The organism is Pseudorhodoferax soli, assembly GCF_003337555.1.
Lineage (GTDB): Bacteria > Pseudomonadota > Gammaproteobacteria > Burkholderiales > Burkholderiaceae_C > Pseudorhodoferax > Pseudorhodoferax soli.
The window spans coordinates 669,644-692,615 of record NZ_QPJK01000002.1; the positions used below are offsets into that span (position 1 = coordinate 669,644).

Annotated in this window: 21 protein-coding genes; 3 read left to right on the forward strand and 18 right to left on the reverse strand. The window is 69.8% G+C overall.

Annotation, left to right across the window (positions count from 1 at the left end):
- Positions 1-59: 59 nt before the first annotated feature.
- The 15 genes from ftsW to DES41_RS09905 all read right to left on the reverse strand — a co-directional run bounded on the left by ftsW (position 60) and on the right by DES41_RS09905 (position 17,741).
- On the reverse strand, positions 60-1,319 hold the full coding sequence (gene ftsW, locus DES41_RS09835) for a putative lipid II flippase FtsW (protein ID WP_114467439.1): 1,260 nt from the start codon (positions 1,317-1,319) through the stop codon (positions 60-62).
- Complete coding sequence (gene murD, locus DES41_RS09840) at positions 1,316-3,067, reverse strand: UDP-N-acetylmuramoyl-L-alanine--D-glutamate ligase (protein WP_114467440.1); 1,752 nt, start codon at positions 3,065-3,067, stop codon at positions 1,316-1,318. Before murD ends, ftsW begins: the two co-directional genes overlap by 4 nt.
- The gene (gene mraY / locus DES41_RS09845; RefSeq protein WP_114467441.1) at positions 3,064-4,242 is read right to left on the reverse strand and encodes a phospho-N-acetylmuramoyl-pentapeptide-transferase; all 1,179 of its coding nucleotides are present in this window, start codon (positions 4,240-4,242) and stop codon (positions 3,064-3,066) included. The genes murD and mraY overlap by 4 nt, the downstream gene beginning before the upstream one ends.
- On the reverse strand, positions 4,232-5,626 hold the full coding sequence (locus DES41_RS09850; protein ID WP_114467442.1) for a UDP-N-acetylmuramoyl-tripeptide--D-alanyl-D-alanine ligase: 1,395 nt from the start codon (positions 5,624-5,626) through the stop codon (positions 4,232-4,234). The genes mraY and DES41_RS09850 overlap by 11 nt, the downstream gene beginning before the upstream one ends.
- Positions 5,620-7,134 carry a UDP-N-acetylmuramoyl-L-alanyl-D-glutamate--2,6-diaminopimelate ligase gene (locus DES41_RS09855; protein WP_114467443.1) on the reverse strand — a complete coding sequence of 505 codons (1,515 nt, stop codon included), beginning with the start codon at positions 7,132-7,134 and terminating at the stop codon, positions 5,620-5,622. Before DES41_RS09855 ends, DES41_RS09850 begins: the two co-directional genes overlap by 7 nt.
- Positions 7,134-8,876 (reverse strand): peptidoglycan D,D-transpeptidase FtsI family protein, encoded by a 1,743-nt coding sequence (locus DES41_RS09860; protein WP_114467444.1) that lies wholly within the window; start codon positions 8,874-8,876, stop codon positions 7,134-7,136. The genes DES41_RS09855 and DES41_RS09860 overlap by 1 nt, the downstream gene beginning before the upstream one ends.
- Positions 8,873-9,211 (reverse strand): cell division protein FtsL, encoded by a 339-nt coding sequence (gene ftsL, locus DES41_RS09865; RefSeq protein WP_114467445.1) that lies wholly within the window; start codon positions 9,209-9,211, stop codon positions 8,873-8,875. Before ftsL ends, DES41_RS09860 begins: the two co-directional genes overlap by 4 nt.
- 94 nt (positions 9,212-9,305) lie before the next feature.
- A complete protein-coding gene (rsmH, locus tag DES41_RS09870; protein WP_114467446.1) occupies positions 9,306-10,247 on the reverse strand; it encodes a 16S rRNA (cytosine(1402)-N(4))-methyltransferase RsmH in 942 nt (313 codons plus the stop codon).
- A 9-nt stretch (positions 10,248-10,256) separates the two neighbouring features.
- Positions 10,257-10,691: a division/cell wall cluster transcriptional repressor MraZ gene (gene mraZ / locus DES41_RS09875; RefSeq protein ID WP_114467447.1), complete on the reverse strand. Its 435-nt coding sequence runs from the start codon at positions 10,689-10,691 to the stop codon at positions 10,257-10,259.
- A gap of 282 nt (positions 10,692-10,973) precedes the next feature.
- A complete protein-coding gene (hslU, locus tag DES41_RS09880) occupies positions 10,974-12,335 on the reverse strand; it encodes an ATP-dependent protease ATPase subunit HslU (protein WP_114467448.1) in 1,362 nt (453 codons plus the stop codon).
- A gap of 4 nt (positions 12,336-12,339) precedes the next feature.
- Entirely contained in the window at positions 12,340-12,885 is a 546-nt protein-coding gene (gene hslV / locus DES41_RS09885; protein WP_114467449.1) for an ATP-dependent protease subunit HslV, read from the reverse strand.
- Between the two features lie 71 nt (positions 12,886-12,956).
- Entirely contained in the window at positions 12,957-14,513 is a 1,557-nt protein-coding gene (locus DES41_RS09890; protein ID WP_114467450.1) for an STAS domain-containing protein, read from the reverse strand.
- Positions 14,514-14,544: 31 nt separating this feature from the next.
- Positions 14,545-15,150, reverse strand: a complete 606-nt coding sequence (gene dksA, locus DES41_RS09895) for an RNA polymerase-binding protein DksA (RefSeq protein WP_245965665.1) — start codon at positions 15,148-15,150, stop codon at positions 14,545-14,547.
- 273 nt (positions 15,151-15,423) lie between these two features.
- Positions 15,424-16,488, reverse strand: coding sequence for a CobW family GTP-binding protein (locus DES41_RS09900; protein ID WP_114467451.1), 1,065 nt, complete (start codon positions 16,486-16,488; stop codon positions 15,424-15,426).
- Between the two features lie 56 nt (positions 16,489-16,544).
- Positions 16,545-17,741, reverse strand: a complete 1,197-nt coding sequence (locus DES41_RS09905; RefSeq protein WP_114467452.1) for a class I SAM-dependent rRNA methyltransferase — start codon at positions 17,739-17,741, stop codon at positions 16,545-16,547.
- A gap of 52 nt (positions 17,742-17,793) precedes the next feature.
- Here DES41_RS09905 and DES41_RS09910 point away from each other — a divergent pair, with 52 nt between their 5' ends.
- Positions 17,794-18,327 (forward strand): hypothetical protein, encoded by a 534-nt coding sequence (locus tag DES41_RS09910; RefSeq protein ID WP_114467453.1) that lies wholly within the window; start codon positions 17,794-17,796, stop codon positions 18,325-18,327.
- Between the two features lie 7 nt (positions 18,328-18,334).
- Here DES41_RS09910 and DES41_RS09915 read toward each other — a convergent pair whose 3' ends face one another.
- From DES41_RS09915 to dapF, 3 genes are read right to left on the reverse strand one after another with little or no spacing between them, the layout of a single operon-like run.
- Positions 18,335-19,261 (reverse strand): tyrosine recombinase XerC, encoded by a 927-nt coding sequence (locus DES41_RS09915; RefSeq protein WP_114467454.1) that lies wholly within the window; start codon positions 19,259-19,261, stop codon positions 18,335-18,337.
- An 8-nt stretch (positions 19,262-19,269) separates the two neighbouring features.
- Positions 19,270-19,962, reverse strand: coding sequence for a DUF484 family protein (locus DES41_RS09920; protein ID WP_114467455.1), 693 nt, complete (start codon positions 19,960-19,962; stop codon positions 19,270-19,272).
- Positions 19,959-20,828, reverse strand: coding sequence for a diaminopimelate epimerase (gene dapF, locus DES41_RS09925; protein ID WP_114467456.1), 870 nt, complete (start codon positions 20,826-20,828; stop codon positions 19,959-19,961). The genes DES41_RS09920 and dapF overlap by 4 nt, the downstream gene beginning before the upstream one ends.
- Before the next feature lie 91 nt (positions 20,829-20,919).
- Between dapF and DES41_RS09930 the strand changes: the two genes are divergently transcribed.
- Positions 20,920-22,563 (forward strand): MBL fold metallo-hydrolase, encoded by a 1,644-nt coding sequence (locus DES41_RS09930; RefSeq protein WP_114467457.1) that lies wholly within the window; start codon positions 20,920-20,922, stop codon positions 22,561-22,563.
- A gap of 39 nt (positions 22,564-22,602) precedes the next feature.
- Complete coding sequence (locus DES41_RS09935) at positions 22,603-22,920, forward strand: nucleotidyltransferase domain-containing protein (protein ID WP_114467458.1); 318 nt, start codon at positions 22,603-22,605, stop codon at positions 22,918-22,920.
- The last annotated feature ends 52 nt before the right edge of the window (positions 22,921-22,972 follow it).

A 22,972-nucleotide genomic window follows, 5' to 3' on the forward strand; every position in this document is an offset into this window, starting at 1 on the left:
TGCGGCCTGTTGTCCGCCCAAGCGGTAGCGAGCTTGTTTGGGGCGGCCCGGCACTGCGCTCATAGCCCACGCCCCCCATGCATGAGTTGGCGGCTCTCATAGTCCACGCGCAGCACCACGGCGATGGCCACCACATTGAGCAGGATGGCCGAACCGCCGAAGCTCATGAGCGGCAGCGTGAGCCCCTTGGTGGGCAGCGCGCCCAGGTTCACGCCCATGTTGATGAAGGCCTGGAAACCCATCCACACGCCGATGCCCTGGGCCACGAGGCCGGAGAACACGCGGTCCAGCGCGATGGCCTGGCGGCCGATGTGCATGATGCGGCGGATCAGCCAGAAGAACAGCGCGATGACACACATGACGCCGACCAGGCCGAACTCCTCGCCGATCACGGCGAGCAGGAAGTCGGTGTGGGCCTCGGGCAGCCAGTGCAGCTTCTCGACGCTGCCGCCCAGGCCGACGCCGAAGATCTCGCCGCGCCCGATCGCGATCAGCGAGTGCGAGAGTTGGTAGCCCTTGCCCAGTGCGTGCTTCTCGTCCCAGGGGTTGAGGTAGGCAAAGATGCGCTCGCGCCGCCACTCGGACGTCAGGATCATCAGGCTGAAGGCCACCAGCAGCACGGCGGCGATCAGGAAGAACATGCGCGCGTTGACGCCGCCCAGGAACAGGATGCCCATGGCGACGATGGCGATCACCATGAAGGCGCCCATGTCGGGCTCCAGCAGCAGCAGCACGCCGACCAGCGCGATGGCCACGCCCATGGGCAGCACGGCGCGCCAGAAGTTCTCCTTCACTTCCATCTTGCGGACCATGTAGGCCGCGGCATAGAACACCACCGCCAGCTTGGCAAGCTCGGACGGCTGGAAGTTCATGATGCCGATGGAGATCCAGCGGCGCGCGCCGTTCACGCCCTTGCCGATGAAGGGCACCAGCACCAGCACCAGCAGCGCGACCGAGAACACGAACAGCCAGCCCGAGTACTTCTCCCAGGTCTGCATCGGCACCTGGAAGGCCAGCAGCGCGGCGACGAAGGCCACGCCGATGGCGATGGCGTGGCGGATCAGAAAATGCGTCTGCGTGTAGTTCTTGAAGCGCGGGTTGTCCGGCATCGCGATGGAGGCCGAATACACCATGACCAGGCCCCAGGCCAGCAGCGCCACGCAGACCCACAGCAGGGTCTGGTCGAAGCCCAGCACGCGCACGGGCGTGGCGCGCGTTTGCGCGTAGCCGCCCAGGCCCAGGCGCACGGGCAGCGCGTCGGCGGCGGCCTGCGGCAGGCCGCGGAACCAGTTGGGCAGGCGCAGCGAGGGCAGATTCACAGGGAGCCTTCCATGGCCACGCCAGCGGCGTCGGCCAGCACGCCCACCGCAGCGCGGAAGACCTCGGCGCGGTGTTCGTAGTTGCGGAACATGTCGAAGCTGGCACAGGCCGGCGACATCAGCACGGCGTCACCGGGCTGGGCGCGTTCGGCGGCCAGGCGCACGGCTTCGTCCATGCTGGCGGCGTCGAGCAGCGCGACGCCGGCATCGGCCAGCGCGGCGCGGATCAGCGCTGCGTCGCGGCCGATCAGCACCACAGCGCGCGCGAAGGCGGCCACGGGCCGCGCCAGCGGCGCGAAGTCCTGGCCCTTGCCCTCGCCGCCCAGGATCAGCACCACGCGGCGCTCTGCACCCAGGCCGTTCAGCGCGGCAACGGTGGCGCCCACGTTGGTGCCCTTGCTGTCGTCGAAGTACTCGATGTCTTCGACGATGGCGATGGGCTCGACGCGGTGCGGCTCGCCGCGGTACTCGCGCAGGCCGTAGAGCATGGGCGCCAGCGCGCAGCCGGCGGCGTTGGCCAGTGCCAGCGCGGCCAGCGCGTTGACGGCATTGTGGCGGCCGCGGATGCGCAGCGCGTCGGCCGGCATCAGGCGCTGCAGCGTCAGTTCCTCGGGCGCCTCGGAGCGCTTGCGCTTCAGGCCATCGCTCTCGCGGGCGCGCACCAGCCAGGCGATGCCGCTCACGACCTCCAGGCCCCAGTCGCCCGGGCGCTGCGGCAGTTCTCCGCCGAAGCTCTGGTAGTCGCGCGGCACGGGCTTGGCCTTGGAGCCCTTGGCGGCCACCGGCTTGGGCAGCATGGCCATGACGGCGTCGTCGTCGCGGTTGAGCAGCATCAGCGTGCGCGCGCCGAAGATGCGCGCCTTGGCCTGGGCGTAGGCGGCCATGCTGCCGTGCCAGTCCAGGTGGTCTTGCGTGAGGTTGAGCACGGTCGCGGCCGTGGGCTCGAACTGGCTGGACGCGTCCAGCTGGAAGCTGGACAGCTCCAGCACCCAGACCTGCGGCAGGTCGTCGGCGGCGATGCGCGCGGCCAGCGTGTCCAGCAGCGTGGGGCCGATGTTGCCGGCCACGGCCACGCTCTTGCCGGCGCGCTCGACGAGCTGGCCGGTCAGCGACGTGACTGTCGTCTTGCCGTTGGTGCCGGTGATGGCCAGCACGGCCGGACGGTAGCCGGTCTCGACGGGCGGCGGCGCGATGGGCGGCAGGCTGGTGTCGTCGTCATCGGACAGCACAGCCGCAGCCGGCGGCGGGGCCGACTCGGAAGGCGCGGTGTCGTCGGACGGCTCGGCGTGGAGGGGTTCCTGCTCTTGCGGTGCGGGGGCGTCTTCGGTCTGGACCTCGACCTCGGTCTCGCTCTCGCTCTCGCTCTCGCTCTCGGCGTCAGCCACGGCAGCAGGCACCTCTTCCTCGCGCAGGTCCTTGATCGCCTGTGCGAACAGGTCGAGCTCGCCGCCGACGAACAGGCCGATGGCGCGCGCGGCGTCGAGCACGGGCGCGAGCTGCGCGGGCGACAGGCCGGGCGAGCGGTAGACCGCACGCACATCCTGGCCCTCGACCAGGGCGGCGCTGAATGGCCCCGCCACGAAGCGCACCTGCGGCAGCTCGGCCTGCAATGCGGCCAGCTGCGGCGGCGCCTCGCGCGTGTCGGCCACGGCCACGCGCGCACCGTGCGCGGCGCACCAGCGCGCCATCGCCAGGCCGGACGCGCCCAAGCCCAGGATCAGCACGGAGAGGTCTTGCAGGTGCTTCATCGCAGCTTGAGGGTGGACAGGCCGACGAGGCACAGCAGCATGGTCACGATCCAGAAGCGCACGACGACCTGCGTTTCCTTCCAGCCGCTCTTTTCGAAGTGGTGGTGCAGCGGCGCCATCTTGAGGATGCGCCGGCCCTGGCCGTACTTTCTGCGGGTGTACTTGAACCAGCTGACCTGGATGATCACGGACAGCGCCTCGACCACGAAGATGCCGCCCATGATGGCCAGCACGATCTCCTGGCGCACGATCACGGCGATGGTGCCGAGCGCGCCGCCCAGCGCCAGCGCGCCCACGTCGCCCATGAAGACCTGGGCCGGGTGTGCGTTGAACCACAGGAAGGCCAGCCCCGCGCCCGACATGGCGGCGCAGAAGATCATGAGCTCGCCGGCGCCCGGGATGTTGGGCAGCAGCAGGTACTTGGCGAACACGGCGTTGCCGGTCACGTAGCAGAACAGGCCCAGCGCGGCGCCGACCAGGATCACGGGCATGATGGCCAGGCCGTCCAGCCCGTCGGTGAGGTTCACCGCGTTGGACGCGCCGACGATGACCAGGTAGGTCATGACCACGAAGCCCAGCACGCCCAGCGGGTAGCTGACTTCCTTGAAGAACGGCACCTGCAGGCCGGCCTTGGGCGGCAGGTTCAGGTCGAAGCCGGACTGCGCCCAGGCTGTGAACAGCTCGAACACGCGCTGGTTGGAGCTTTCGGAGATCGAGAACACCAGGTACACCGCGGCCACCAGGCCGATCAGCGATTGCCACAGGTACTTCTCGCGCGAGCGCATGCCCTCGGGGTCCTTGCGCACCACCTTGCGCCAGTCGTCGACCCAGCCGATCGCGCCGAAGCCGAAGGTGACCAGCATCACGATCCAGACGAAGCGGTTGGACAGGTCGAACCAGAGCAGCGTGGACAGCGCGATGGACAGCAGGATGAGCACGCCGCCCATGGTCGGCGTGCCGCTCTTGGCCAGGTGCGCCTCGATGCCGTAGCCGCGGATCGGCTGGCCGATCTTGAGTTCGCGCAGCTTGCGGATCACGAACGGGCCCATGCCGATGCCGATGACCAAGGCGGTCATGGCCGCCATCACGGCGCGGAAGGTGATGTACTGGAACACCCGCAGGAAGCCCAGCTCGGGCGACAGCGTCTGCAGCCATTGGGCCAGGCTAAGCAGCATGGACGCCCTCCTGCTGCAGTGCCTCGACCACACGCTCCATCTTCATGAAGCGCGAGCCCTTGACCAGCACGCTGGCCACCTGCGGTGCGCGCGCCCGCGCGGCCGCGATGAGCGCCTGCGCGTCGTCGAAATGCTCGGCGCCGGTGCCGAAGGCGGCGACCGCGCCTGCGCTCTGGGCACCCAGCGCGAGCAGGTGCTCGATGCCGGCCGCGCGCGCCTGCGCGCCGGCCTCGGCATGGAACCGGGGGCCGGCGTCGCCGACCTCGCCCATGTCGCCCAGCACCAGCAGGCGCGGGCCCGGCAGCGCGGCCAGCACAGCGATCGCGGCGGCCACGGAGTCGGGGTTGGCGTTGTAGCTGTCGTCCACCAGCGTGCGCCCGCCGGACAGCGCCAGCGCACGCGAGCGGCCCTTGACGGGCTCGAAGGCCGCGAGGCCCGCGGCGATGGAAGCGATCGGCATGCCAGCGGCCAGCGCGCACGCCGTGGCGGCCAGCGCGTTCTGCACGTTGTGGCGGCCCGCGATGCGCAGGCGCAACGCGAAGCCGCCCTGCGGCGTGTGCACGCGCACCTGCCAGGCGCCGTCGGACCAGCGCGGCTCGTCGGCGCGGACCTCGGCGCGAGCTTCGGCGTCCAGGGCGTCCAGGCCGAAGGTGATCACGCGGCGCGTGCCGGCCATCTCACGCCACAGCGGCAGGTAGGCATCGCCCGCCGGCAGCACCACGGTGCCGGTGGGCGGCAGCGCGGCAATCACGCTGCCGTTTTCGCGCGCCACGGCCTCGATGGTGGCCATGAACTCCATGTGCTCGCGCTGGGCGTTGTTGACCACGGCCACCGTGGGCTGGGCGATGGCCCCCAGATGCGCGATCTCGCCCGGGTGGTTCATGCCGAGCTCGACCACGCCCAGGCGGTGGCCGGCGCGCAGGCGCAGCAGCGTGAGCGGCAGGCCGATGTCGTTGTTGAGGTTGCCCTGGGTGGCGAAGGCGGCCTCGCCAGCGGCGGCGCGCAGGATGGCCGCGACCATCTGCGTGACCGTGGTCTTGCCGTTGCTGCCGGTCACTGCCACCAGCGGCAGCGTGAACTGGGCGCGCCAGCCGCGCGCCAGCTGGCCCAGCGCGGCGATGGTGTCGTCGACTTCGATGCAGGGCAGGCCGTGCGCCGCAAAGCCGCCGCTGGCGCCGCGCAGGCACAGCGCGGCCGTGGCACCGCTGGCCTTGGCCTGCGCCAGCAACGCGTTGGCATCGAAGCGCTCGCCGCGGATCGCGACGAACAGGTCGCCGGCCGCCAGCGTGCGCGTGTCGCTGTGCACGCGGGCGCAGCGCACGGCGCCGTCGCCGTGCAGTTCGCCACCGGGGATCCAGGCCAGGGCCTGGCGCAGGCTCAGCATGCGGCACCTCCGGCACGGGCGGACAGCGCAGCTTCGGCCTGGGCGCGGTCGGAGAACGGCAGCTTGGCGCCGGCGATCTCCTGGGTGGTCTCGTGTCCCTTGCCGGCCAGCAGCACGACGTCGTGGGCGGCGGCCTGGGCCAGGGTTTCGGCGATGGCGCGCGCGCGGTCGGCCTGCACCCGCGCGTCGGCGCGGTGGGCAAGGCCCGCAAGAATCTGCTCGATGATGCTCTCCGGGGTTTCCTGCCGGGGGTTGTCGCTGGTCACGACCACGCGGTCGGCGACACGCTCGGCCACGGCGCCCATCAGCGGGCGCTTGCCGGCGTCGCGGTTGCCGCCGCAGCCGAACACGCACCACAGCCGGCCGCCTCTCGCCTGGGCCAGCGGGCGCAGGGCCCGCAGCGCCTGCTCCAGCGCGTCGGGCGTGTGGGCGTAGTCGATGGCCACCAGCGGCTGGCCGTCCAGCGCGATGCGCTCCATGCGGCCCGGCACCGGCAACAGCGCCTGGCAGGCTGCCAGGGCATCGGCCAGCGCGAAGCCCAGCGCGCGCAGGGCGCCGATGACGCCCAGCAGGTTGTTGACGTTGTACTGGCCGATCAACGGGGTGGCCAGCCGAATGCCTTGCCCGCCTTCGCGCACCGTGAAGGCCAGGCCACCGCCGGCCTCATAGCCGATGTCGGTGGCGGCCAGGCGCGCGGCACCCTGGGCCGAGACGGTCCACAGGTCCAGCGCGCCGCCGGCCAGCTGGTCGGCGAGGCCACGGCCGTAGGGGTCGTCCACGTTGACGACGGCGGCCTGCAGGCCAGGCCAGGCGAACAGCTCGGCCTTGGCCTGCCAGTAGGCGGCCATGGAACCGTGGTAGTCCAGGTGGTCCTGCGTGAAGTTCGTGAAGATGGCCAGGCGGATGCGCGTGCCATCCAGCCGGCGCTCGGCGATGCCGATGGACGAGGCTTCGATGGCGCAGGCCGCAAGCCCGGTGTCGACGAACTCGCGCAGTCGCGCCTGCAGCAGCACCGGGTCGGGCGTGGTCATGCCCGTGGGCACCACGGTCGGCGGCACGCCCGTGCCGAGCGTGCCGACCACGGCGCAGCCGCTGGGCAGGGTGCCGGCGGCCTGCTGTGCCTGCGTCAGCGCCTGGGCGAGCCACCAGGCGGTGGAGGTCTTGCCATTGGTCCCGGTCACGGCCAGCAGGTCCAGCGCCTGCGAGGGCTGTTCGTAGTAGGCCGCGGCGATGGGGCCGGAGCCGGCCTTGAGGCCTGCGAACGTGGCCACGGGCTCGCCCTCGAAGCCATAGGCCTCGCTGCCTTCGTGCTCGACCAGGCAGGCCACCGCGCCCTGGGCCAGCGCCTGCGGCACGAAGCGCCGCCCGTCCGTGGCGGCACCGGGCCAGGCGATGAAGCCGTCGCCCGGGCCGACCTGGCGGCTGTCGGTGTGCAGCACGCCCGTGACGCGGCCGCGCAGCCAAGCTGCGCAGTCCTGCACGGTGGCGATGCTGGCCGGCGCGGGCATCAGAACGACTCCTCCACGGTGGTCGCGACCACCTGGGGCTTGACGGCCATGTCGGGCTGCACGCCCATCATGCGCAGCGTCTGCTGCACGACCTCGCTGAACACCGGGGCGGCCACGGTGCCGCCATAGAAGGTGCCGTTGCTGGGCTCGTCGACCATCACGCCGACGATGATGCGCGGCTTGTCGATGGGCGCCATGCCCGTGAACCAGGCGCGGTACTTGCCCGCGGCGTAGCCCTTGCCGGCCTGTTTGCGCGCCGTGCCCGACTTGCCGCCGACCGAGTAGCCCACCGTCTGCGCCAGCTGGCCCGTGCCGCCAGGGCCGGCTGCCATCTGCAGCATGTGGCGCACGGCCGCCGCGTTCTGCGCCGAGAACACGCGCGTGCCGACGGCCGGCTCGCCGTGCTTGAGCATGGTGACGGGGATGATGGAGCCATCGTGCGCGAAGGCGGTGTAGGACTGCACCATCTGGAACAGCGAGGCCGACAGGCCGTAGCCGTAGGCCATGGTGGCCTGCTCGACCGGCTTCCAGGTCTTCCAGGGGCGCAGCCGGCCCGTGACGGCACCGGGGAACTGCACCTGGGGCTTTTGCCCATAGCCCAGCGCCGTGAAGGTATCCCACATCTCGTGCGGCGTCATCTTCTGCGCGATCTTGAGCGCGCCCACGTTGGACGACTTCTGGATCACGCCCTCCACCGTCAGCGTGCCGTAGTTGTGCGTGTCGCTGATCGTGAAGCCACCGAGCTGGAAGCGCCCGGGGCCGGTCTCGATGGTGGTCTGCGGCGTGACGCGGCCGGCTTCCAGCGCCATCGCCACCGTGATCGGCTTCATCGTCGAGCCGGGCTCGAAGGTGTCGGTGATGGCGCGGTTGCGCAGCTGCTCGCCGGTCAGGTTGCGACGCTGGTCGGGCACGTAGCTGGGGTAGTTGGCCAGCGCCAGCACCTCGCCCGTCACGGCGTCCAGCACCACCACGCTGCCGGCCTTGGCCTTGTGCTGGGCCACGGCGTCGCGCAGCTTCTGGTAGGCGAAGAACTGCACCTTGCTGTCGATCGAGAGCTGGATGTCGCGCCCGTCCACGGGCGGCACCTCGTCGCCGATGTCCTCGACCACGCGGCCGAGCCGGTCCTTGATCACGCGGCGCGAGCCGGCCTTGCCCAGCAGCTCGTGCTGGAACGCGAGTTCCACGCCTTCCTGGCCCTGGTCTTCGACGTTGGTGAAGCCGACCACGTGGGCCGACGACTCGCCTTCGGGGTAGTGGCGCTTGTACTCGGGCCGCTCGTGCACGCCCTTGATCTTGAGCGCCATGATCTGCTGGGCGATCGGCGCGTCGACCTGGCGGCGCAGCCAGACGAAGGTCTTGTCCTCGTCTTCCAGGCGCTTGTTGAGGTCGGCGATCGGCATGTCCAGCAGCTTGGCCAGCTGGCGCAGCTTGGCCGGGTCGCGGTCTACCTCTTCGGGGATGGCCCAGATGCTGGCCGCCACCACGCTGCCGGCGAGCAGCAGGCCGTTGCGGTCGAGCACGCGGCCGCGGCTGGCCGGCAGCTCCAGCGTGCGCATGAAGCGCACCTTGCCCTGGCGCTGGAAGAAATCGTTCTCGATGACCTGGATGTAGGCCGCCCGCGCGGTCAGGCCGACGAAGCCCAGGGCCAGCGCGGCCACGACGAACTTGCTGCGCCAGACCGGCGTCTTGCCCGCGAGCAGCGGGCTGGAGGTGTAGCGCACGCTACGGCTGTTGCGGCTCATCGCCGGGCTCCCGGACGTTGTGGCGCCGCTGCCGCCGAGGCCGCGGGCGCGGGCAGCGGGATCAGCACGCCGGTGCTGGCGCTGACGTATTGCGTGATGGCCGGCGTGGTGGTGCGCATCTGCAGCTGCTCCTTGGCGAGCTTCTCCACGCGCAGCGGCGTGGCCTGGCCCCGGCGCTCGACCTGCAGGCGATCGAACTCCACGTCGAGCCGGCGCGCGAGCTTGGTCTCGCGGTCCAGCTGCACCGTGAGGTTGCGCGACTCGTACTGCGTGCGCACGAGGTACATGGCGCTGGCCATGACGGCCAGCAACAGCACGAGGTTGAGCCGGGTCATGGGGCCTCCACGCTCGTCACTGCGTGTACCACGCTGCCCCCAGAGGGGGTCGCGTTCCGCATGGGGCCGGCCCGGCGGCAGAACTTCGCTGCGCTCATGCCGCCGTCCTCTCGGCCACGCGCATGACGGCGCTGCGCGCGCGCGGGTTGGCCTGGACCTCGGCGGCCGACGGCATCACGCGGCCCAGCGACTTGAGCGGCATGGCCGCGCTCTTGCCCAGCATCCAGTCCGGCGACCGGCGGTCGACCGTCTCCTTGGCGTGGCGCGCGATGAACTGCTTGACGATGCGGTCTTCCAGCGAATGGAAGCTGATCACCGCGAGCCGGCCACCCGGGGCCAGCACGCGCAAGGCGCCGCTCAGCGCCTGTTGCAGCTCTTCAAGCTCGGCGTTGATGTGAATCCGAAGAGCCTGAAATGTGCGCGTTGCAGGGTCCTTGCCCGGCTCGCGGGTTTTGACCGCGCCAGCCACGAGCTGGGCCAGCTCGGCGGTGGTTGAAACAGGGCCCCGTTCTTGTCGGCGAGCAACAATCGCCTTTGCAATCGGAACAGCAAACCGTTCTTCGCCATAGTCACGAATCACCTCCGCAATGGTTGTGGTGTCGGCCGTGGCAAGCCACTCGGCCACGCTAGTGCCGCGCGTCGTGTCCATGCGCATGTCCAGCGGTCCATCGGCGCGGAAGCTGAATCCCCGCGCCGGGTCGTCGATCTGGGGCGAGCTCACGCCCAAATCCATCAGTACGCCGGCCACGCTGGCCTCGGGCAGCTCGGCGAGCGCATGGAAGGCCTCGTGCCGGATCGAGAAGCGCGGATCGGCGATCTGCGCCGCTGCCGCCACCGCCTGCGGGTCGCGGTCGAACGCGACCAGACGGTCCTGCGGACCCAGCTGGGAGAGCAGCAGCCGGCTGTGGCCGCCACGCCCGAAGGTCGCGTCCACGAAGGTGCGCGCCGCACCCGGTTCCGGCTGCGCCTGCTTGTTGAAAAGAGCCTCGACTGCTTCGTTCAACAAGACGGTGGTATGAATCCATGAGGTTTCCACCGCCGGCCCTTAGAAGGAAATGTCCTTGAACGCCTCGGGCGGCGGGCCCTCCAGGGCCTTGGCCTCCTTGGCCTGGTAGGTCGCCTTGTCCCACAGCTCCAGGTGGTTGCCCATGCCCAGCAGCATCGTGTCCTTGGTGATGCCGACGGCCTCACGCAGCTCGGGCGCGACCAGTACGCGGCCGCTGCCGTCCATGTCAACGTCCATGGCGTTGCCCAGGAATATGCGCTTCCACCAGTGTGCATCGGCCGGGAGCACGGCGATGCGCGCGCGAAAGGTCTCCCACTCGGGCCGCGGGAAGACCATCAGGCAGCCGTGCGGATGGCGCGTGATCGTCAGCGCACCCTTGCCACCGGCCTCCGATTCGAGCGCAGGCCGATACCGGGTTGGCATGGATAGCCGACCCTTTGCATCGAGACTGAGCGACGAAGGCCCTTGAAACACCGCGCACCACCTTGGGTTCGTGCCGGGGAAAATGGGGCCGAAATAGCCCGTCCACCCCACAAAACTGCACCTTTTCCCACTGTAGCACCAAACGCGCAGGCCACCCGACGGGTGGCCTGCCTTTTTGTAATTAAATCAATGACTTAGCTAGCAGAATCGCAGCGCAGCAAAAGGGTAAAAATCGTTAAAAATGAAGCACTTAGCACGAATATTCAATGTACGTGCTGAGCTTCCCGATCTCGACCCACTGGCTGCATACACAGGTGCTTCCTGGTACGCGGTTCACAGAATATAGCGCGACAGATCCTCGTCGCGGCTGAGCGCATCGAGCCGGGCGTTGACATACGCAGCATCGACCACGACGGTCTGCCCGTCCAGCTTCGCGGCCTCGAAACTGACCTCGTCGAGCAAGCGCTCGAGCACGGTGGACAAGCGCCGCGCACCGATGTTCTCGGTTCGCTCGTTGACCTCGTAGGCGATGTGCGCCAGCCGCGTCACGCCTTCGGGCGTGAACTCGAGCGTGACGTTTTCGGTCGCCAGCAACGCCTGGTACTGGCGCACCAGCGAGGCATGGGTCTGCGTGAGGATGGCATCGAAATCCTGCACCGACAGCGACTGCAGCTCCACGCGGATCGGGAAACGCCCCTGCAACTCGGGAATCAAATCGCTCGGCTTGGACAGGTGGAACGCGCCCGAAGCGATGAACAGGATGTGGTCGGTGCGCACCACGCCGTACTTGGTCGTCACGGCCGTGCCCTCCACCAGCGGCAGCAGGTCGCGCTGCACGCCCTGGCGCGAGACCTCGCCGGCCTGGCCTTCGCTGCGCGAGGTGACCTTGTCGATCTCGTCGATGAAGACGATGCCGTTCTGCTCGGCGTTGTGCACGGCCTGGAGCTTGATCTCTTCCTCGTTGACGAGCTTGGCGGCCTCTTCCTCGGTCAACAGCTTCATGGCCTCGCCGATGCGCAGCTTGCGCGTCTTGCGCTTTTGCTGGCCCATCTGGCTGAACATGCCGCGCAGCTGCTCGGTCATCTCTTCCATGCCGGGCGGGCCCATGATCTCCAGCGCCTGCTTGGCATCGGCGACGTCGATCTCGATCTCCTTGTCGTCCAACTGGTGTTCGCGCAGCTTCTTGCGGAAGGCCTGGCGTGCCGTGCTGTCGGCCGGCTTCTCGGCCGCCGCCGCGTTGGCCGAAAAGCCGAAAGACGCATCGGTGGCCGGCACGCGGGCGGGCGGCAGCAACACGTCGAGCACGCGCTCCTCGGCGGCGTCCTCGGCGCGCGTGCGCATCTTGCGCATGGCCTGTTCCCGCGTCTGCTTGACGGCCGAATCGACGAGGTCGCGGATGATGGAATCCACGTCTTTGCCGACATAGCCGACCTCGGTGAACTTGGTGGCCTCGACCTTGATGAAAGGAGCATCGGCCAGCTTGGCCAGGCGGCGCGCAATCTCTGTCTTGCCCACGCCGGTGGGGCCGATCATGAGGATGTTCTTGGGCGTGATCTCCACGCGCAGCTTCTCCTCGACCTGCTGGCGGCGCCAGCGGTTGCGCAACGCGATGGCGACGGCGCGCTTGGCATCCTTCTGGCCGACGATGTGGCGGTCGAGTTCGGAGACGATTTCCTGGGGGGTCATGGACGACATGGGCTTACAGGACCTCGACCGTGTGGTGCATGTTGGTGTAGATGCAGATCTCGCCGGCAATCCCGAGCGACTTGCGCACGATGTCCTCGGCCGAGAGATCGGTGTTCTGCAGCAGCGCGATGGCAGCCGACTGCGCGTAGGCCCCGCCCGAACCGATGGCCACGATGCCGTGCTCGGGCTCGAGCACATCGCCGTTGCCGGTGATGATCAGAGAGGCCGTGTGGTCGGCCACGGCCAGCATGGCCTCCAGGCGGCGCAGCACGCGGTCGGTGCGCCAGTCCTTGGTAAGCTCGATGGCGGCGCGGGTCAGCTGGCCCTGGTGCTTCTCCAGCTTGGCCTCGAAGCGTTCGAACAGCGTAAAGGCGTCGGCCGTGGCGCCGGCAAAACCGGCCAGCACCTTGCCCTGGTGCAGCTTGCGCACCTTGCGGGCCGAGCCCTTGACGACGATGTTGCCCAATGTGACCTGGCCGTCACCACCGATGGCGACCTGGACGCCCTGGGGGGTGGACCGCCGCACGCTGACGATGGTGGTACCGTGAAATTGCTCCATCGCATGGACCTGGGGTTGGATCAATGAAAAACAAGCGGCCGGCGTGCACCGCCGGCCGGGCACAGCCAGTTTCAGTGGCTGCGCGGCAGGATGGTGGCGTGGTCGGCGAGGCCGATCACGTGGAAGAAGACGGCCACGAGCCGGTGCAGTCCGCGGAACTCCAGCCGCTGCCCGGCGGCCTGCTGGGCCGCGGCCCAGTTCAGCACCGAGCCGGCGGCCGCGAAGTCGATGCGTACCAGGTCTGCGCAATCCACGACCAGCGGCTGGCCCGCGCCGAGTGGCACCGCCATGGACGCCAGTGCGCCCGATGCGTCGCCGGTCACCACACCGGCGAGCCGCACGGCCGGCGCGGGCTGGTCGGTTGCCGTTGCCTGGCCGAAGGCGCCCCCAACACCCGGCGCCACCAGGCTGCAGCGCGCATCCTCCCAGGGCGGCGGCGCCACCTCGTAGGTGATGCAGTAGTCGAGCGCGACGAGATCGAACTCCTCGGGCCGCTGCGTCAGCCGCAACCAGGCCAGGCGCAGCCGCCACCAGGCAACGGGCTGGGCGCGCTGCCCTGACACGGTGTGGTGGCGCAGCAGTTGCTCCAGCCGCGGGCTGCCCTGCGCCGACACGCACAGCGGCTGGTCCGCCAAGTGGGACAACAGGTCGGACAGGGGAGCGAGCGCGGGCGGTTGCACTGCGTCGAGTTGGCTCCAGTCCAGCTGCACGGTGCCGCCGCGGAACTCGGCAATCTGCACGGCCAGCGCCGTGACCTGGGCCGCATCCAGCAAGGCCGGCGCCGTCCAGGCGAGTGCGGCGCCAGCGGCCGGCGCCACGCGGTCCGGCGCGCCGATCACAGCCCAGGCCGGCGCCTGGCGCTGGTGGCGCACCGTGAAATCGATGGCCATGGACTCGAAGCGGCCCTGCTGCGCCGTGGCACGGTAGAGGTCGAACAGGGCCGCCCAGGCACGCAGCGCCACAGGCACGGGCGTCTGCGCCTCGGCCAGCGCGCGCAGCGCTGCTTCGCAACCGGCGTCGTCGCCATTGGCGAAGCGGATCGCGGCCTCCTCCAGCCCGGGGTCGGACACCAACTCGCCGCCCTCGGCGAAGCCGCCCAGCGACCAGTCCACACCAGGCAGCATGTCTTCGGCCGGCGCCTCGGCCAGCAGAGCTTCGCGCGGCTGGATGTCGGTGGCCGCGAAATCGGTGACGCGGGCCTCCGCCGGCTGCGGCTCGGCGGTGACGGGGGACGAGAACTTCGGTGCGGCGCCAGCATCGCGCGGCGGCTGCCATTGCTGGCGCACCATCTGTGCCTCGATCTCGTCGATCTTCTTAAGCGTGCCTTCGCGCTGGCCGCTGCCGGATGGCTGGCTGCTGTCGAAGAAGCCGGAATCGTCCAACGCCATCGGCGTGATGGACGCCCCCCCGGCGCTGCGCTGGCGCAGCTTGCGCAGCTGGTCGAACTCACGCTTGCGCACGAAGTCGTTCGCGCGCTTGCGCTCGATCATCTCCTTGAGCACATGCTTGTTGTACTGGCTGTCGCGTTCATCCAGCTGGTCCAGTTCGGACCAGTTGACCGTCGGGTTGCGAACGAACTTGACGACCTTGGACAGCAGTCCGCCGGGCGGTGGCGCGTCTTGGGCCATGGGCGTGGCGGGAGGAAAGCGGCTCGAGGTCTCAGTCGCCGAACATCTTCTGCTTGAGCTCGCGGCGTTGCTGCGCTTCCAGCGAGAGCGTGGCCGTGGGGCGGGCCAGGAGGCGGCCGACGCCGATGGGCTCGCCGGTCTCGTCGCAGTAGCCGTAGTCGCCAGCGTCGATGCGGACGATGGACTGCTCGATCTTCTTGAGCAGCTTGCGCTCGCGGTCGCGCGTGCGCAGTTCCAGGGCGTGCTCTTCCTCGATGGTGGCGCGGTCGGCCGGATCGGGCACGACCACGGTGTCCTCGCGCAGGTGCTCGGTGGTTTCACCGGCGTTGTTGAGCATGTCCTGCTTCAGCGTGACCAGCTTCAGGCGGAAGAAGGCCTGCTGCTTCTCGTTCATGTACTCCGAGTCGGGCATGGACAGGACTTCAGCGTCGGTCAGTTCCTCGGCCGACTTGGTCTTCCAGTTGTTGGCCAGCTTGGGGTCCTTCTTGGACACACCGGCGGAGGGCGGCGGAGCGATCATGGGGGAAGACATATCTTGCAGAAAACTTGCTTTGGCGGCGGTCGACGCCACCGCCTGAGCCATCGATGGTACGGTGATTTGCGAGAGCCGCGAAACCCTGCCGGCGCGAGCGGGCACAGGCGCAGCCGTCGGCTCCGCAGCGGGCGCGGACGCCTTCACTGCCTTCTTGGCGGCGGTCGTCGCGGCCGGTGCAGGCGCCTCCTGCGGCTTGGCCGCAGCCTTGTTCTTTGCGGATGGTTCTTTCACTCGGCGCCTCCATGCAGGTTGGCGGAACCCGGCGCCAGCGATTCCAGCACCAGGCAGGTCCAGCTACCGCCCACAACGTCGGCACGGTTTATACCCGCAATAGAGGGCATTTCCGCGCAGACGCGAAACTTTGTCGCGGGCAGCTTAGACGAGGCACTGCTCCAGTCCCTGCAGGAAGATGTCCTTGGGCAGGTCGATGCCGATGAACACCATCTTGCTGGTGCGCGCCTCGCCCTCGGCCCAGGCCGGTCCCAGGTCGCTGCCCATGAGCTGGTGCACGCCCTGGAAGATGACCTTGCGCTCGGTGCCCTGCATGTGCAGCACGCCCTTGTAACGCAGCATGCGCGCACCGTAGATGTTCACCACGGCGCCCAGGAAGTCTTCCAGCTTGGCGGGGTCGAAGGCCCGGTCGGCGCGGAAGACGAAGCTCTTGACGTCGTCGTCCGTATGGTGATGGTGTCCATGGCCGTGCCCGTGCTCGCCCTCGTGCTGGTGCGACGGATGGTCGCAGTGCTCGCCGTGGGCATGGTCGTGGCCGTGGTCGTGCTCGTCTTCCTTGAGGAAGTCGGGGTCGATGTCGAGCTTGGCGTTGAGGTTGAAGCCGCGCAGGTCGAACACCTCGCTCAGCGCCACCTCGCCGAAATGCACGGCCTTGTGCGGCGCGCGCGGGTTCATGTGCTTCAGGCGGTGGACCAGCGCGTCGACCTCGTCCTTGGCCACGAGGTCCGTCTTGCTGATGAAGATCTGGTCGGCAAAGCCCACCTGGCGGCGCGCTTCCTGGCGTTCGTTGAGCTGCGTGGCCGCGTGCTTGGCATCGACCAGCGTCAGGATGGAGTCCAGCAGGTAGCTCTCGGCGATCTCGTCGTCCATGAAGAAGGTCTGCGCCACCGGGCCGGGATCGGCCAGGCCGGTGGTCTCGATGACGACGCGCTCGAAATCCAGTTCGCCCTTGCGCTTCTTCTCGGCCAGCATGGCCAGCGTGGAGCGCAGGTCCTCGCGGATCGAGCAGCACACGCAGCCGTTGTTGAGCTGGATGATCTGCTCACCGGGCTCGGAGACCAGGATGTCGTTGTCGATGTTCTCTTCGCCGAACTCGTTCTCGACGACGGCGATCTTCTGGCCGTGGGCCTCGGTCAGCACGCGCTTGAGCAGCGTGGTCTTGCCCGAGCCGAGGAAGCCGGTCAGGATGGTGGCGGGAATCAGGGCCATGGCAGTCTCGCTAACGACGAAAGGGCGCAAGTTTAAAGAGCTTGCCAAAGCCTTGTTCAGCGCCGCATGACCACCAGGCCCTTGAGGTATTCGCCTTCCGGGAAATTGATGGTCATCGGATGGTCTGGCGCGCCGCCCATGCGCTGGGTGATGTAGCCGTCCACGCCCGCGTCGATGCCGGCGCCCGCCACGATCTTGTGGAACAGGTCGGCCGGGATGCCGCCCGAGCAGGAATAGGTGAACAGCACCCCGCCCGGCTCGAGCAAGGCCAGCGCGAGGCGGTTGATGTCCTTGTAGGCGCGCGCGGCGCGCTCGGCATGGGCGGCGGTGGGCGCGAACTTGGGCGGGTCCAGCACGATGGCGTCGAAGCGCCGGCCTTCGCTTGCGAAACGGCGCAGCGAGGCGTTGACGTCGGCATCCAGGCATTCCGACTGGTCGGCAGCGAAGCCGTTCAGCGCCACATGGGCCTGCACGCGCGCCAGCGCCGGGCCGGAGGAGTCGATCGAGGTCACCTGCCCGGCCACGCCCGCTGCGCGCATGCCGGCCAGCGCGGCGACCGTGAAGCCGCCCGTGTAGCAGTAACAGTTCAACACCCGCTGGCTGCCCAGGCGCGCCACCGTGTCGGCGAACAGCTTGCGGCTGTCGCGCTGGTCCAGGTAGAAGCCGGTCTTGTGGCCGGTGGCGATGTCCAGCGTCAGGCGCCAATCGTGCTCGGCAATGGCGAGTTCGGTCGCCCCCTCGCCGCGCAGCCAGCCTGTGGCCTCGGGCAGGCCCTCCAGGCCGCGCACGCTGGCGTCCGAGCGCTCATACAGGCGCGTGAGGCCGGTCAGTTCGCACAGCGCGTCGGCCAGCGGCTTCTTCCAGCGCTCGGTGCCGGCCGCGCCGAACTGGGCCACCAGCGTGTCGCCATAGCGGTCGACCACCAGGCCCGGCAGGCCATCGGCCTCGCCATGGACCAGGCGCACGCCGTCGCTGCGGATGTCGAAGCGCTGGCGCGCCGCGATGGCCTGTGCCAGCCGTTCGTGCAGGAAGGCCGCGTCGATGCGCTGGTCTTCGTCGAAGCTCCAGGCGCGCGCGCGGATGCGCGAGGCCGGGCTGAACGCGGCCCAGGCCAGGAAGCGGCCGTCGGCGGCCTCCACGCGCACGGTTTCGCCGGCATCGGCGCCACCGCGCGCGATGGCCGATTCGAACACCCAGGGATGGCGGCGCAGCAGGGACTTTTCCTTGCCCTCGCGGAGGCGGATGACTTTCATTGGCCGGGATTGTCGCCGCTGCTCCCGCTCCCCCGGGACGGATACTGCGGGCATGACCACCATCCAATTCCGGCGCCGGCTGATCGTGATCCTGCTGCTGTGCACGGCGGCCATCGCCGCCCTCGTCCGGCACCAGGCCGAGCCCGGCTCCACCGTGCACGATGTCAGCACCGTATTGATGCTCCTGTGGCTGCCCGTCCTGGGCAGCATCGTCGGCTGGGCCTATGGCAAGCTGCTGCGCAAGCCGCCGCCTGCGCCGGAGAGCTTTGCGCCGGGCCGGGCCTTCCAGCCGCAGGCGCTGGTCGCGTTCACGCTGCGCCCGGCGTCGATCCCGGCCGAAGACATTCCCGTGAAAGCCGGCGAGCACCGCTGCGTGCTGGTGGTCGGCAGCCAGGGTTTCCAGATGCGCTGGCAGATGCCGCCCGACGAGATCTTCCGCCGGGGCCAGGCACGCGAGGCGGCCGTCGAATTCCTGGCGCCGGACAAGGCGCTGCCGCTGCTGTCGCAAGGCACGTCCTTTCGCATGATGGTGGGCGACGCCTTCGTCGGCGACGGGCGGGTGCTGCGGCTGCTCGCCGGCACCTGAAGACGCGTCAGCCGCCCGGCTTGCGCCGCGCCCGCGGGTGCGCCGCGTCGTATGCCCTGGCGAGGTGCTGGAAATCCAGCCGCGTGTAGACCTGGGTGGTGCTGATGTTGGCGTGGCCCAGCAGCTCCTGCACGGCGCGCAGGTCGCCGCTGGACTGCAGTACATGGCTCGCGAACGAATGCCGCAGCATGTGCGGATGCACGGGCGTGGCCAAGCCGGCGAGCTGGCTGCGCCGGCGCAGGCGCTGCCAGATCGACTGCGAGGTCAGCCGCGTGCCGTGGCGGCCGATGAACAAGGCCGGGTTCAGCGTGGCGCCCTCGCCGCGCAGGGCCAGCCAGGCCGTCAAGGCCTGCGCCGCCTGGGCACCGATGGGAACGCTGCGCCGCTTGCTGCCCTTGCCCAGCACATGGGCTTCGCCAGCGTCCAGGTCGACCCAGCCGCGCGCCGCGCCGCTGGCGCGCACGTCCAGGCCAGTCAGCTCGGCCACGCGCAGCCCTGCGCCGTAGAGCAGTTCCACCATGGCGGCGTCGCGCGCCTCCAGCCAGGGGTCTTCGGCCTCGCCGCTGAACTCGGCCAGTTGCACGGCCTCGTCCACGCCCAGGGCCTTGGGCAAGGGCTTGCCGGACTTGGGAGCGCGCACATCCTGCACCGGATTGGCCTCGACCAGGCCTTCGCGGCCAAGCCAGCTGTACAGCCCGCGCCAGCCCGACAGGATCAGCGCGATGCCGCGCCCGCTGCGGCCGCCGCCGTGCATCTGCGCCACCCAGCGCCGGATGTGGGCGTTGTGCACAGCCACCAGCCCCACGGGCACGGCTTCGGCGTAGGCCAGGAGCTTGGCCAGGTCGGCCTGGTACAGCGCCAGCGTGCGCGCGGCCAGGCGGCGTTCGACGCGCTGGTATTCGAGGTAGCGCTCGACCAGCGCGGCGTCGTCCATGGATGCCGCTATTGCAGGCGCGACAGCGCGGCGCTCGCGAGCTCGGCGATGCGCTCCAGGAAGTCCGTGCCCATGCCGGATTCGAAGCGCTGCGGATCGGGCGAGGCCAGCACCAGCATGCCGAAGGCCGGCTCGGTGCTGTTGAGCTCGCCCACGCGCAGCGGCATCAGCACCACCGACATGGCCTGGGCCGGCTCGGGCAGCCACTGCACGGCGTCGAAGCCGGGGTTGACACCGCAGAACGGCGCCGTCAGCGAGGAGGCGAAGCTCATCGCGTCTTCGCTCACACCCTGGGCGAAGCCGTGGCCGGCGTAGTCGCCCGACACGCCCCAGACCTTGAGCGCGGCCTGCGGCACGCCGAACTGGCTCTGCACCTCGGCCACGATGCGCTGCGGCAGCTCGGCCGGCGCACGCGTGCGCAGCAGGCTGCGCGCCCAGCGCTGCAGCTTGTCGGCGATCAGCACGTTCTCGTTGCCGTGGCGCACCATGTCCATGATGCGGTGCTCCAGGCCCTTGATCTTCTCGCGCAGCATCTCGGCCTGGCGTTCCTGCAGGCTCACCGCACGGTTGCCGTGCGGGCTGGTCATCTGCACGGCCGTCAGCACTTCGGCGTGGCGCTCGAAGAAGGCGGGCGTGTGGATCAGGAAGTTGGCGATGTCGTCTTCGGTGATCGGGTTGTTGGCGTTCATGGTGTGGTTCATTCGGGAATCTCGATTTCGCCTTCGAAGACGGTCTGCGCGGGGCCGGTCATGCGCACGGACTGGCCCACACCGTCCCAGGCGATGCTCAGCACGCCGCCGCGGGTCTGCACGTCGACCGGGCTGTCGAGCCAGCCTTGCTGGATGCCGCCGACCACCGCGGCGCAGGCGCCAGTGCCGCAGGCCAGCGTCTCGCCGGCGCCGCGCTCGTGGACGCGCAGCTTCACGCGGTGCCGGTCCAGCACCTGCAGGAAGCCGGCGTTCACGCGGTTCGGAAAGCGCGGGTGGTGTTCGATGAGCGGGCCCTGCGCGGCCACGGGGGCGGTGTCGACATCGTCCACGCGCTGCACGGCATGCGGGTTGCCCATGGACAGCACGGCCAGCTCCACGGTGGGGCTGTCGGCCTCGGTGCCCAGCGCCAGCTTCCAGGGGCCGACGGGGCTGGCGCCCTGCGGGGACAGGCCGGCGGCGTCGAAGGGCACCTGCGCGGCGTCGAACCGCGGCGGGCCCATGTCCACGGTCACGCGGCCGTCGGCGCCCATGGACGGTGCGATCACGCCGGCGGCCGTGTGCACGCGCAGCTCGCTCCGGTCCGTCAGGCCGTGCTCGCGCACGTATTGGAAAAAGCAGCGCGCGCCGTTGCCGCATTGCTCGACCTCGCCGCCGTCGGCGTTGTGGATCACGTACTCGAAGTCAACGCCCGGGCCGGTGGAGGGCCGCACCGTCAGGATCTGGTCGGCGCCCACGCCGAAGTGCCGGTCGGCGAGAAAGCGGTACTGGTCTTCGCGCAGGCCGAGCCGGCCGCGCGTCTCGTCCAGCACCACGAAGTCGTTGCCGGCCCCATGCATCTTGGTGAATCGGATTCGCATGGCGGGGGATTATCGCGGGCGGGCGTCGGCCCTGTAGCCTGCGGGACAGTCCTCCGAGCACCAATCCGGGGCAGCCGGCAGAATCCGCGCCATGCCACGCTCCAGCCAACTGCTCCATCCGCAGCGCGACCCGGTCGTGCCGCGCCCCGCCGCCACCGTGCTGCTGCTGCGCGACACGCCGGCCGGCATCGAGGTGCTGATGACGCGGCGCTCGCTGACGGCCAGCTTCGCGCCCGGTGCCTTCGTGTTTCCCGGAGGCGCGATCGATGCGGCCGACCACGCGGCCCACGCGCAGGCCAGCCGGCGGCCCGGGCAGGACGACGCGCGGCTCACGCAGGCCATCGCGGCCGTGCGCGAGAGCTTCGAGGAACTTGGCGTGCTGCTGGCCCGCCGCGCCGACGGCCGCTGGGCGGAGGCCGCCGACGCCGCCCGGCTCGACCGCCACGCGCCGCTGCTGCCGCAGTGCGCGGCCCAGGGCCTGACATTGGCGGCCGACCAGGTCTTCGTGCTGGCCCATTGGACCACCGACCGCGACCTGCCCAAGCGCTTCGACGTGCCCTTCCTGGTCGCCCGCATGCCAGAGGGGCAGGAGCCGGTGGCCGACGAGGCCGAGCAGTTCGAACCCTGCTGGGTGCGGCCGGCCGACGCGCTGGCGCGCCACGCGGCGGGCACGTTCGAGATCATCTTTCCCACCATCCGCACGCTGGAACGCCTCAAGGCCTACGCCACGGTGGACGCCGTGCTGGCGGCCTGCGCCAGCGAAAAGCCGCTATGGACATCCTGCCCGCGCGCCGGCTTCCTAGCAGGCAAGGAAGCGCGCTACATGGAGCACGAGACCGCGTTCGGCGAGCTGGCCATGGTCTGCCCCGACGGCCAGTTGCTGCACCCACTGGACTGGCGCCACGACCAGCCCACCGCCCTGCTGCGCAACCTGCAGCGCCTGACCTGCGGCAACCCCGGCGTGATGACCGGCCCCGGCACCAACAGCTACCTGGTGGGCGATGCGGCCAGCGGCTACATCGCCATCGACCCGGGCCCCGTGGACGAAGCGCACCTGGAGCGGCTGTTCCAGGCCGCCGGTGGCGACATCCGCACCATCGTCTGCACGCATTCGCATGCCGACCATTCGCCCGGCGCGCGCCCGCTGGCCGAGCGCGTGGAGCGTGCAGGCCGGCAGCGCCCGCCCGTGCTGGGCCTGGCCTCGCGGCCGACCGCGCGGCCGGCCAGCCAGTTCACGCCCGACCGGGAGATGGTCGATGGCGAACGGCTGGTGCTGCAGGGTGATGGCCTCACCCACACGCTGAAGGCCGTCTTCACCCCCGGCCACGCGGCCAACCATGTCTGCCTGGTGCTGCAGGAAGACGCCCTGCTCTTCAGCGGCGACCATGTGCTGAACGGCAGCACCACCGTGGTGGACCCACCGGACGGCGACATGGGCCATTACCTCGCATCGCTGGACAAGCTGGCCGCCGCCTGTGCCGAGTTCGGCATCGCATTCATCCTGCCGGCCCACGGCTACGTGCTGGGCGACGCGCCGGGCGCCATCGCCAAGCTCAAGGCCCACCGGCTGGCGCGTGAGGCCAAGGTGCTCAAGGCCATGCGCGCCATCCCGGCCGGCAGCATGCGCGACTGGGTGGCCATCGCCTACGACGACGTGCCGGAGAAGATGTGGCCGGTGGCGGAGCGGTCGATGCTGGCGCATGTGGAACACATCCGGCAGGCCGGTTTGGTGTGAGACTCGGGGCTTGCATCGCCCCTTGGCAAAATCCACCGCATGACCACCGACGCGACCACCACGCAGGCTGCGATCCGGGCCCTGTCCGAGGCCACGCCGCCCGACACCCAGATCCTGCTGTTCGGCTCGCAAGCCGACGGCACGGCACACGCGGATTCAGACCTCGACTTCCTCGTGATCGAACCCACCGTCGAGGACCGCGCCCGGGAGATGGTGCGCCTGCGCCGGTCGCTGCGCCCGCTGCGGGTGGCTGCAGACATCCTGGTCTATTCGCGCGACGAGGTGGCCCGCTGGGGCAGCCAACCGGGCACCGCCTTGTACTGGGCTCTGAAGGAAGGCCGACTGGTCCATGGTTGAGCCAGCGCCCGTCGGCGAGGTCGCAAAGATCCTGCTGTAGGCCGCGGAGCAG